Source organism: Acidovorax sp. Root217 (assembly GCF_001428645.1).
In the GTDB taxonomy this organism is placed as follows: domain Bacteria; phylum Pseudomonadota; class Gammaproteobacteria; order Burkholderiales; family Burkholderiaceae_C; genus Acidovorax.
This window is the reverse complement of sequence record NZ_LMIH01000041.1, coordinates 336,534-347,713: the sequence shown is the minus strand read 5'-3', so window position 1 is coordinate 347,713 and position 11,180 is coordinate 336,534. Positions and strand designations below refer to the sequence as shown.

Annotated in this window: 7 protein-coding genes; 2 read left to right on the top strand and 5 right to left on the bottom strand. The window is 68.2% G+C overall.

Features of this window, described 5'->3' with window-relative positions:
- Positions 1-253 precede the first annotated feature (253 nt).
- Complete coding sequence (locus tag ASE31_RS28085) at positions 254-1,111, bottom strand: YbgC/FadM family acyl-CoA thioesterase (RefSeq protein WP_057206032.1); 858 nt, start codon at positions 1,109-1,111, stop codon at positions 254-256.
- A gap of 10 nt (positions 1,112-1,121) precedes the next feature.
- A complete protein-coding gene (locus ASE31_RS28080; RefSeq protein WP_057206030.1) occupies positions 1,122-2,090 on the bottom strand; it encodes an alpha/beta hydrolase in 969 nt (322 codons plus the stop codon).
- A 205-nt stretch (positions 2,091-2,295) separates the two neighbouring features.
- On the opposite strand from ASE31_RS28080, the gene ASE31_RS28075 reads away from it, so the two are divergent.
- Both ASE31_RS28075 and ASE31_RS28070 read left to right on the top strand, forming a co-directional pair.
- Positions 2,296-3,432, top strand: a complete 1,137-nt coding sequence (locus ASE31_RS28075; protein ID WP_057206028.1) for an iron-containing alcohol dehydrogenase — start codon at positions 2,296-2,298, stop codon at positions 3,430-3,432.
- Between the two features lie 333 nt (positions 3,433-3,765).
- Positions 3,766-6,621, top strand: coding sequence for an EAL domain-containing protein (locus ASE31_RS28070; RefSeq protein ID WP_057206026.1), 2,856 nt, complete (start codon positions 3,766-3,768; stop codon positions 6,619-6,621).
- 21 nt (positions 6,622-6,642) lie between these two features.
- Here the strand turns inward: ASE31_RS28070 and ASE31_RS28065 are convergent, their stop codons facing one another.
- The 3 genes from ASE31_RS28065 to ASE31_RS28055 all read right to left on the bottom strand — a co-directional run bounded on the left by ASE31_RS28065 (position 6,643) and on the right by ASE31_RS28055 (position 11,100).
- Entirely contained in the window at positions 6,643-7,749 is a 1,107-nt protein-coding gene (locus ASE31_RS28065; RefSeq protein ID WP_057206024.1) for a patatin-like phospholipase family protein, read from the bottom strand.
- Positions 7,750-7,775: 26 nt separating this feature from the next.
- Complete coding sequence (locus ASE31_RS28060) at positions 7,776-8,606, bottom strand: HDOD domain-containing protein (RefSeq protein WP_057206022.1); 831 nt, start codon at positions 8,604-8,606, stop codon at positions 7,776-7,778.
- Positions 8,607-8,727: 121 nt separating this feature from the next.
- Positions 8,728-11,100 (bottom strand): Tex family protein, encoded by a 2,373-nt coding sequence (locus ASE31_RS28055; RefSeq protein WP_057206020.1) that lies wholly within the window; start codon positions 11,098-11,100, stop codon positions 8,728-8,730.
- Between the last annotated feature and the right edge of the window lie 80 nt (positions 11,101-11,180).

Sequence of the window (11,180 nt, the reverse complement as noted above, 5' to 3'; positions counted from 1 at the left end):
GACTTGCCGCAGCTGTTTGAGCGGAGTTCGAAGAACGCAGCGAGTTCTGCGGCACCACCCCAGATCCGAGCATCGCAGGTTGCCCCGGTTCGCCCGACAGGGCGAACCGGGGACGCAGACTGGGGGTCGCCTTTTCTTTGCCTACTTTCTTTTGGCGAGGCAAAAGACAAGTAGGTGCGCCGCCGGGCGCACATCCCGGCCTCCGCCCTCACACCAGGCACACGCCATCAGAGCGAAGCGACACCCAAAAAAATCAGAACCGACGTGCCATCAGAACATGCGCAATCCCCGCCTCCTCATAAGGCTCCCCCACCACAACAAACCCCGCCCTCCGGTAAAACCCCTCCGCATTGCCCTGCGCATGCAACTGCACCTCCCGGTCCCCACGAGCCCGCGAAGCATCCACCAACGCATCCAATAACTTGCGCCCCCACCGCGTCCCCCGCACCGACCGGTCCACCGCCAGGCGCCCGATGCGCCCCACACCCGGTGCCTCCTGCAGCAACCGCCCCGCCGCAATCGGCTGCCCCAGCCGGTTGTAGACCACCGCATGGCGCGCAGTGGCATCGAGCGCATCGGCCTCGATCTCGGCGGGAATGCCCTGCTCCGTGACGAACACGGCAGTGCGCAAGCGGCCCGCATCACGGCCCAGCGCATTCCAGTCGCCGGTCCTGACCTCGGCCGTGTCCTCCCCGGCTTCGAAGGCGGTGACGATGTCGCGCAGCGCCTGGGGCACAGGCCGCGACTTCTGCGCCACCGGGTCGGCGAACACATAGACAAGCTCGCCCGAGACCAGCAGCCGGTCACCACTGAAGATGCCCGCCTCGAAGAGGCACGAGGAATTGCCCACGCGCGCGCAGCGCATGCCCACGTCCAGCGTGTCGTCCATGCGCGCCGAGGCGTGGTATTCAAGGCTCGCCTTCTTCACGAACATCTCGCCGTCGAGCGCGTGCATGCTGGCCTCGTAGGGCAAGGCCAGGGCGCGCCAGTATTCGGACATGGCGTTGTCGATGTACATCAGGTAGTGGCCGTTGAACACGATCTTCTGCATGTCCACCTCGGCCCAGCGCACCCGAAGGCGATGGAAACAACGGAAATCACGGCGTTGCATAGCTTGTGTCTCACTTCAATTGAAAAGCGTTGCGCAGCGCGCGCGCCGCGTCGGCGTGGGCCTGGCGCGCCTCGGGTATGGCGCGGCCCATCTTGATGAATTCGTGCGTCACGCCGCGGTAGATCTCCAGCTCCACCGCCACGCCGGCGGCGCGCAGCTTGTCGGCATAGTCCACGCCCTCGTCCACCAGCGGATCGCACTCGGCCAGGCCCATCCACACCGGGGCCACGCCGTCCACATCATCGGCATGCAAGGGCGCAAAACGCCAGTCCTCGCGCTGCCCGCGGGTGGTGACGTACTGGCCGAAGAACCAGGTGATGGCCGGCTCGTCCAGCACCAGGCCACTCGCAAAGCGGGTGTGCGAGGGTGTGTCCTGGTGCGCCGCGCAGCCCGGGTAGATCAGCAACTGCAGCACCAGCGGCAGGCCCGCATCGCGCGCCAGGATGGCGCTCACCGTGGCCAGCGTGCCGCCGGCGCTGTCACCACCCACGGCGATGCGCGCCGGGTCGGCACCCAGGCCAGCCGCATTCGCGTGCAGCCAGGCCAGCGCGTCCCAGGCGTCGTTGGTGGCCGTCGGAAAGCGGTGCTCGGGCGCCAGCCGGTAATCAAGCGACACCACCATGCAGCCCGCAAGCCGCGCCAGTTCGCGGCACAGGATGTCGTGCGTGGCGATGCTGCCGATGGTGAAACCGCCGCCATGGGTGTACAGCAGCACGGGCAGCGGGCCCGCGTCCTGCGGCGAGGGGGCGTACAGGCGCGCAGGCAGCGGATGGCCGTCGCCTGCAGGGATGGAGAAGTCCTCCACGCGGGGCAGAACGGGCTTGGGTATCTCCAGCACATCGGCACCGGCCGCATAGGCGGTGCGCGCGTCCTGCGGGGTGCGGGTGTACAGCGGCGGGTGGCCCGCACGCGCCATGCGTTCGAGCACGCTGCGCATCTGGGGGGTCAGGCGGTCGGCGTGGATGTGCAGATCGGTCAAAGGGCAAACTCGCTCATTTTCAAAAAAGGCAGGGACGAATCTACCCGAACGCCCTGCACCGTGCCGCAGCGCCCTGAAAAGCCGGCCACGCCGTTGTCACGGAGGTGACGAAAAAAGCGGCATCCATGAGGGTTTGCTTCAGGGCCATGCCGCCCCCTGGGTTGTAAAGTCGATAGCTATCCTCCACGCAATTTCCCGCAACGCCATGGCTTTCATCTACTACGTCACCCAGATCCAGTTCGAGTTCGGCGCCGTGAAGCTGCTCCAGCAGGAATGCGAGCGCGTGGGCATCACCCGCCCGCTGGTCGTGACGGACCCTGGGGTCAAGGCCGCCGGCGTGCTGCAAAAGGCGCTCGATGCGCTCGCGGGCCTGCCCGTGGCGGTGTTCGACCAGACTCCGGCCAACCCTACCGAGGCCGCCGTGCGCGCCGCAGTGGAGGTGTACAAACGCGAGGGCTGCGATGGCCTGATCGCCGTGGGCGGCGGCTCGGCCATCGACTGCGCCAAGGGCATCGCGATCGCTGCCACGCACGAAGGCCCGCTCACGCACTACGCCACCATCGAAGGCGGCTCGCCGCGCATCACCGAGCGCGCCGCGCCGCTGATCGCCGTGCCCACCACCAGCGGCACCGGCAGCGAGGTGGCGCGCGGCGCCATCATCATCGTCGACGACCACCGCAAGCTCGGTTTCCACTCCTGGAACCTGGTGCCCAGGACGGCCATCTGCGACCCCGAACTCACCCTGGGCCTGCCGCCCGCGCTCACTGCGGCCACCGGCATGGATGCCATCGCGCACTGCATGGAGACTTTCATGTCGGCCGCCTTCAACCCGCCGGCCGACGGCATTGCCCTGGACGGCCTCACGCGCGGCTGGGCGAACATCGAGCCGGCTACGCGCAACGGCAGCGACCGCGATGCGCGCCTGCACATGATGAGCGCCAGCATGCAGGGCGCCATGGCCTTCCAGAAGGGCCTGGGTGCCGTGCATTCGCTGAGCCACAGCCTGGGCGGCGTGAACCCGCGCCTTCACCATGGCACGCTCAACGCCATGTTCCTGCCCGCCGTGGTGCGCTTCAATGCCGGGGCCGAATCCGTGCAGAAGGACAAGCGCCTGGAACGCATGGCCCATGCCATGGGCCTGGCCAGCGCAGGCGACATCCCCGAAGCCATCCGCGACATGAACGCCCGCCTGGGCCTGCCCACGGGCCTGGCGGCCATGGGCGTGACCGAAAGCATGTTCGACGACATCATCAAGGGTGCGATGGCCGACCACTGCCACAAGACCAACCCGCGCATCGCCACGCCCGAGGAATACCGGGACATGCTCACGCAGTCGCTCTGACGCCTTCAGCAGCCCGCCCGGCGGCCGGCAAACCAGGTCCGCAGCCGCCTGCCAGCCCCACGGCGGCCTCCCCCATACGGGCGGGGCACAGACAGCGCCCGTGCAGCTAAACTGCGAGCTGTCAAACAATAATTAACAAAGTAATTAACGGACCGGCGCCGCAGGGCGCCGTGGGCCGGTGCCACTGCTGAGCGAGGCGGCATGCATGGTGGAGTGCATGGCCGGCACGCGGGCCGGGCTGTCGGCTGTGCCACCGGAAACGGGCGGGCGCTCGCCGCTGGCGATCCCGCGCGCTCTTTCATCCAATCCATGAAATGACCGGCTGATCCATCCATGCGCGCAGAAAAATTCAGGGCCTGGCTGACACAGGGAACCATTCCCCGGCTGTATCTCGCGATCCTGGTGATCATCGTGGCGGTCGTGGCCGTGCGCTACCAGCAACTGGTGTCGTTGGAGGAGGAGGAAGCCAACGACCGTGCCGTGGCCGAACTGGCGCGTGTGGGCGACAGCCTGCTGCCCACCCTGGTGGCCCTGGACCCAGCGAACCGCGAGTCGGCCGCCCGCGTGCTGCAGACCACACCCACGCGCTTCGGCCCGGCCGTGCAGTCGCTGCTGTGGCAGGTCCCAGGCCAGGCGCCCCTGCAATGGACCGCGCCCCCCGTGGCCATGCAGGCCCCTGCCTGGTTTGCCCAGGTCCTGGACATCACCCCGCCCACGCAGCGCTTCGGCCAGGCGTTTGCGGACGGTCGCACCGGCGTGCTCACGGTCACCGCCGATCCCGGCATCCTGGTGGACCGGGTCTGGAAGACGGTGGTGGTGCAGGCCCGCATCTCGGCGCTGAACATCTTCACCATCCTGTTCCTGCTGACCCTGATCCTGCGCGCCAACGCCCGCATGCTGCGCCGCCTGACCGAGGCCACGGACCGCTTCCGCCAAGGGCACCTGGACACGCGCATGGACATCAAGGGCACCCTGGAATCGCGGGCGGTGGCCAACACTTTCAACGACATGGCGGGCAAGGTGCAGTCGCTGGTGCACTCGCTGCGCGAGACGCAGCAACTGCAGAGCGAGCAACTGCACTTCACGCGCCAGCTCATCGACGCCCTGCCCCTGCCGGTGTTCGTGCGCGAGGCGGACGGCACCTTCGTCGATGCCAACCGCGCCTGGCAACGGCTGTTCCAGAACGGCGACCCCGGCCTGCCCGGCCAGGGCATGTTCCCGGGCCTCACGGCGCCGCACCTGCTCTCACCCGCACAGTCCCGGCAACTGGCCATGTCGCAGGACAACGAGGTGCTGGTGCAGCCCCCCGGCCAACTGGCACGCACCATGGCCTACTATGAAGCGCCCTTCACCAGCACGAACGGCGCGGTGGCCGGCACCGTGAGCACGCTGGTGGACATCACCGAGCGCAAACGCGCCGAGCAGGCACTGCGCAACGAGAAGGACCGCGCCGAAGTCACGCTGGCCTCCATCGGCGATGGCGTGATCACCACCGACCTGGCCGGTTGCATCGAGACCATCAACGAGGCGGCCCAGCTCATGACCGGCTACACCGCCGATCAGGCTGTGGGTGAACTGCTGGACGACGTTTTCCGGCTGTACGAGGAGCCCGCGAGCCAGGCGGCCGGCCGTGCCACCGGGGAACAGGTCCATGCCAACGCCCATCGCCCGGCCATGCAGGAAGTGCTGCTGCACCGCTCGGGCGAGCGCTACGCCATCGAGTACACGGCATCGGCCATCCGCCAGGGCAGCGGGCGCGCATCGGGCTGCGTGCTGGTGTTCCGCGACGTGACCGAAGCCAGCCACCTGCGCCACCAGATCTCCTGGCATGCGCGGCACGATGGCCTGACCGGCCTGCTCAACCGCGCCGCCCTGGCCGAGCGGCTCACGCACGCCCTGTTCGTGACGAGCCGCAGCCCCACCCTGCTGGCCGTGTGCATGCTGGACCTGGACCATTTCCAGGCCATCAACGACGCCCACGGCCACCGCATGGGCGACCGCCTGCTCAAGGAAGTGGCCCAACGCCTGAACGCCTTTGCCACCGGCAGCAATGCCGCGGCGCGCCTGGGGGGTGACGAGTTCGTGCTGCTGCTCAACCACCAGACCGACGTGCCCGCCATCGAAGAGCATGTGCACCAGCTCATGCAACAGCTTGCCGCGCCCTATGCCATCGACGACCGCCTGCTGCACACCACCGCCAGCGTGGGCGTGGCTGTGTTCCCGCAGGACGACGTGAACCCCGACACCCTGCTGCGCCAGGCCGACCAGGCCATGTGCCAGGCCAAGCGCTCGGGCCGCAACCGCATGCACCTGTTCGACGTGCAGCTCGACCACGCGGTGCAGACCCAGCATTCGCAGCAGACCCGGGTGGCCCAGGGGCTGCAGGCCGGCGAGATGCGCCTGTACTACCAGCCCAAGGTGAACCTGCGCACCGGCGAGGTGCTGGGCATGGAAGCACTGCTGCGCTGGCAGCACCCGGAGCAGGGCCTGCTCGGACCCCAGCATGTGCTCCCCCTGCTGGAAGATGTGGAGGTGGTGGCCGAACTCGGCGAATGGGTGCTCAAGGAAGCGCTGGCTCAGATGCGGCAGTGGAGCCTGGCGGGTGTGCAGTGGGAGGTCAGCGTGAACATCGCTGCACAGCACTTTCACCGCCCCGACTTCGTGGACCGGCTCAAGGACCTGCTGCTGACCTGCCCGGAAGTGTCCTCCGCCCGGCTGGAACTCGAGATCCTGGAATCCGCCGCGCTGCAGGACATGCAGTACATGCGCAGCATGATGCACAGCTGCCAGGCACTGGGCGTGCGCTTCGCGCTCGACGACTTCGGCACGGGTTTCTCGTCGCTGTCCTACCTCAAACGCCTGCCGGCGGAAACCATCAAGATCGACCAGTCTTTCGTGCACGGCATCCTGCACGACGAGGACGACCTGACCCTGGTCAACGCCATCATCACCCTGGCCCGGGCCTTCAACCGCCACGTGATCGCCGAAGGCGTGGAAACGCAGGCCCATGGCGAGAAACTGCTGGCGCTGGGCTGCGAGCGGGCCCAGGGCTTCGGCATTGCGCCCCCCATGCCCGCGCAAGAGGTGCTGGCCTGGACCCGGGCCTACGAGCAACGCCACCTCCAGCAGACCGCAGCGGCCCGGCCGGCCAGCATGGTCACGCCTTCTACCCCCACACCTGCCCGCTGAGCAGACCCGAGGCAGGGCTGGCTACAGTGCCTGCACGGCACCCATATCGGGCCGGTGCAACCACTCGGCCAGCTCATCGGCCAGTTGCTGGCTGGCCCCCGTGGCGGCCAGCCAGGCTTTGGCGCGGCCCGCGCTGTCGGTGCCGTAGTGCGTGAAGTCGTTGCGGTCAGGCAGCTTGCCGTGTGGCAGCGTTCGCACCCATTCGGGGTGCGGCGACAGCACCACCATGGAGTCGAGCGCCGCAGTGGAGCCGTGCCGCCACTTGAGCCCCTTGTCCAGCCAGCCGGGCACCACCTGGTGCTGGAAATGGGGGTACAGCACCAGGCCCCCGGCCCCTGCGGGTGCCAGGTGGTAGCCCATATGCAGGTGGTAGTCGGTGATGCCGCCATCCCAATAGGCGCCGCGCGGGGCGCCAGGAATGTCGTGCACGGCCTGCAGCACGAAGGGGATCGAACAACTGGCCTGCAGCGCGGGCATGAAGTTCTGCGCCGTGAGCTGTACCTGGCGTGTGCGGAAATCTGCCGTGCCGAATGGCAGCGCCGCGCCACCCGGGGCGGGGGCCGCGGCATCAGGGGACGAGAACACCACACGCTCCAGCCACGCGCCCAGGGCCTTGCGATGCACCGTATTGGTCAGAAAGGCGCCCAGGTAACCCAGCGGCGTGCCCACCCTGTGCTCGCGTGCCAGCACATGCCGGCCGCGCGAGGTGACGATGTGCAGGTGGTAGCGCGGGTGGCTCAGCACCTCGGCCACCCGCCCACCATAAAAGGCCTGCAGGTTCTGGCCAAAGCGTTCGCTCACATGGGACGCCGGGGGGCGCTTCTTGCCCGGGGGCAGCTCATAGCTCTGGTGGATGTAGTCGTGCTCCAGCCGCTCGAAGGCGGCCACCGACGACCCCAGGCAGGCCGTGGCCATGCGCCATGCGCCGATGGAGGCGCCCACCAGGTGCACCGGCTGGCTGGAACCGGTCAGCCAATCGCCGAAAAGGAAGCGGTCCAGCGGCCCCAGGATCAGCCCCTTGGGGCCGCCGGCCGCAGCCGGGATCACGCGCACGTCGCCCGGTTGCAGGCCATGTTGTTCGAGGTGCTGGCGGGCGCGCGGGCCCGCATGGATGCGCAGTGCTTTCATGCCCGGCATTGTCCCAGAGCGAAGGCTCAGACCACGTAATCTGCGGCGGCCTCGGGGCGCACGTTCCAGTCGATGGGGTCCTGTTGCAGCACCATGTCGATATCGAGGCCCAGCACCAGCCCCACTTCGCCCGGGAAGGAGACAGCCAGTTCGTTCTCGTTGAGCCCCGCCTCGCGCGCGCGGGCGCGCCAAGAGGCCAGATGGATCACGCCCGCCAGCGGCTCGTAGGCCTTGTTCTCGAAAGGCGCGTCCTGGTACTGCAGGGCGTCCACCACCACCTCGGGCAATTGCCAGCGCCGGGCCAGCCCCGCGGACACATTGGCGTAGCAGTAACCGAAGATGCGCTGCTCCACCTTGCTGCGGCGCATGTCGAGCGGCGGCACCAGGGTGTTGACCGAATGGGCCTTCTCAGGGTCGGCCAGGTGGATCACGAGCTCGCCCAGGCCGTGCAGCAGGCCGGCTGTGTAGGCCGCGATCTGGTCATGGTGCACCAGGCCCGCGAGCGAGCGCGAGAGCTTGGCGGTGTTCAGGCTGTAGCGCCAGAACTGCTGCATGTTGATCCCGGGCACGGAGCGCGAGGTGGTGCCCAGGGGCGCCGAGGTGACCAGCGTGCGCAACTGGCCGGTGCCCAGCAAGGCCAGGGCCTGGGGGATGCCCGCGATCTGGCGCGGCATCTGGAAGGCGGGGGAGTTGGCCAGCTCCAGCAGGCGCGCGGCCAGGGCCGGGTCGGTGCCGAAGAGCTGGTTCATGCGCCGCAGGCTGGGCTCGGGCTGGGCCAGCTCGCTCATCAGCAGCGCAACGGTGCGCGGCAGGCTGGGCAGGGCCGCCGGCTGGGCCAGCAGGGCATTCAACTCCATGGGTGATCGGGCGTCTGGTGGGACAAGCGGCGATTATGGCGCTGCCCGTACCAACAGCCCATCACCCATTTTGTCCATGCAGTCTTACCTGCACGGGCGGTTGCGGTGGCCGCATCAACGGTCAGCGGCCCTTGGCCTGCTGCAGCTTGGCAAAGGCCGAGGCCATGGCCGACTGCTGCGCCGGTTCGGGACCCCGGCGCTGGGGCTGCTGCTGGTAGCCGCGCCCGGCCCCTTCGAAGCGGTTGTCGCGCGCACCGCCCCGGTCGCCGCCCTGGCGCGGGGGCGCATCGCCGAGCTTCATCGACAGGCCGATGCGCTTGCGCTCCACGTCCACCTCCATGACCTTGACCTTGACGATGTCGCCCGTCTTGACCACTTCGCGCGCATCGTTCACGAACTTGTGCGCCAGCTGGCTCACGTGCACCAGGCCGTCCTGGTGCACCCCGAGGTCGATGAAGGCGCCGAACTGCGCCACGTTGCTCACCGTGCCCTCCAGGATCATGCCTTCCTTGAGGTCCTTGATGTCTTCCACGCCATCGTTGAAGCGCGCCACCTTGAAGTCCGGTCGCGGGTCGCGGCCGGGCTTTTCGAGCTCGCCCAGGATGTCCTTGACGGTGATCACACCGAACTTCTCGTTGGCGAACAGCTCCGGCTTCAGCGTCTTGAGCATGTCGCTGCGGCCCATGATCTCGACCACGGGCTTGCCCGTCTTTTCCATGATCTGCTCGACCACGGGGTAGGTCTCGGGGTGCACGCCGGTCATGTCCAGCGGGTTGTCGCCGCCGCGGATGCGCAGGAAGCCCGCGCTCTGCTCGAAGGTCTTGGCGCCCAGGCCCGACACGTCCATGAGCTGCTTGCGGCTCTTGAAGGCGCCATTGGCCTCGCGCCAGCGAACCACCGCCTTGGCCACGCTGGGCGACAGGCCCGAGACGCGGCTGAGCAGCGGCACGCTGGCCGTGTTCAGGTCCACGCCCACGGAGTTCACGCAGTCTTCCACCACCGTGCCCAGGGTGCGGGCCAGCTCGCTCTGGTTCACGTCGTGCTGGTACTGGCCCACGCCGATGCTCTTGGGGTCGATCTTGACCAGCTCGGCCAGCGGGTCCTGCAGGCGGCGCGCAATGCTGGCGGCGCCGCGCAGGCTCACGTCCACGTCGGGCATCTCCTGCGAGGCGTACTCGCTGGCGGAGTAGACCGAGGCGCCGGCCTCGCTCACCACCACCTTCTCGATGGCGCGCTCGGCCTTGGCGGCCAGCTTGATCAGGTCGGCCGCCAGCTTGTCGGTCTCGCGGCTGGCCGTGCCGTTGCCGATGGCGATCAGGTTCACGCCGTGCTTTTCCGCCAGCTTGGCCAGGGTGTGCAGCGAGCCTTCCCAGTCGCGGCGCGGCTCGTGCGGGAACACCGTGGCGGTCTCCACCAGCTTGCCCGTGGCGTCCACCACGGCCACCTTCACACCCGTGCGGATGCCTGGATCCAGCCCCATCACCACGCGCGGGCCGGCAGGCGCCGCCAGCAGCAGATCGCGCAGGTTGTCGGCAAACACCTTGATCGCGACCTTCTCGGCATCGTCGCGCAGGCGGGCGAACAGGTCGCGCTCGGTCGACAGGCTCAGCTTCACGCGCCAGGTCCAGCTCACGCACTTGCGCAGCAGGTCGTCTGCCGGGCGGCCGGCATGGCTCCAGCCCAGGTGCAGGGCGATCTTGCCTTCGGCCAGGCTGGGCTTGCCCGGCTCGGGCTCGACCGGCAGCACCAGCTTGCCTTCGAGGATCTCAAGCGCCCGGCCGCGGAACACCGCCAGCGCCCGGTGCGAGGGCACGCGGCCGATGGGCTCGTCGTATTCGAAATAGTCGCGGAACTTGGAGACCTCGGGGTCGTTCTCGTTCTTGCCGTCCACCTTCTTGCTGCGCAAGAGGCCTTCGGACCAGAGCCACTCGCGCAGCGACTGCACCAGCACCGCATCCTCGGCCCAGCGCTCCGAGAGGATGTCGCGCACGCCATCAAGCACGGCCGGCACGGTGGAGAAGTCGGCGCCGGTCTTGCCGTCGTCCAGCACCTCGGGCGGTTTGGTGAAGGCGGCGGCCTCGGCTGCGGGGTCCAGCGTGGGGTCGGCAAACAGCTTGTCGGCCAGCGGCTCGATGCCGAACTCGCGCGCCATCTGGCCCTTGGTGCGGCGCTTTTGCTTGAAGGGCAGGTAGATGTCCTCCAGCTCCTGCTTGGTAGGGGCGCTGGCAATGGCCACGCGCAGGGCGTCGGTCAGCTTGCCCTGCTCGTCGATGCTCTTGAGCACGGTGGCGCGGCGGTCTTCGAGCTCGCGCAGGTAGGACAGGCGCGCTTCCAGCTCACGCAGCTGGATGTCGTCGAGCCCGCCGGTCACTTCCTTGCGGTAGCGGGCGATGAAGGGCACCGTGGCCCCCCCGTCGAGCAGCTCCACCGCTGCACGCACCTGGGATTCACTGACTTTGATTTCTGCGGCCAACTGCCGAACGATCTGCTGCATGGGTGGGCAAACTCTCTGAAACTCGAAAAAATACGCGAAGCGCGGGAGTTTGCCACAGCCACTTTTGGTAACAGCCCGGG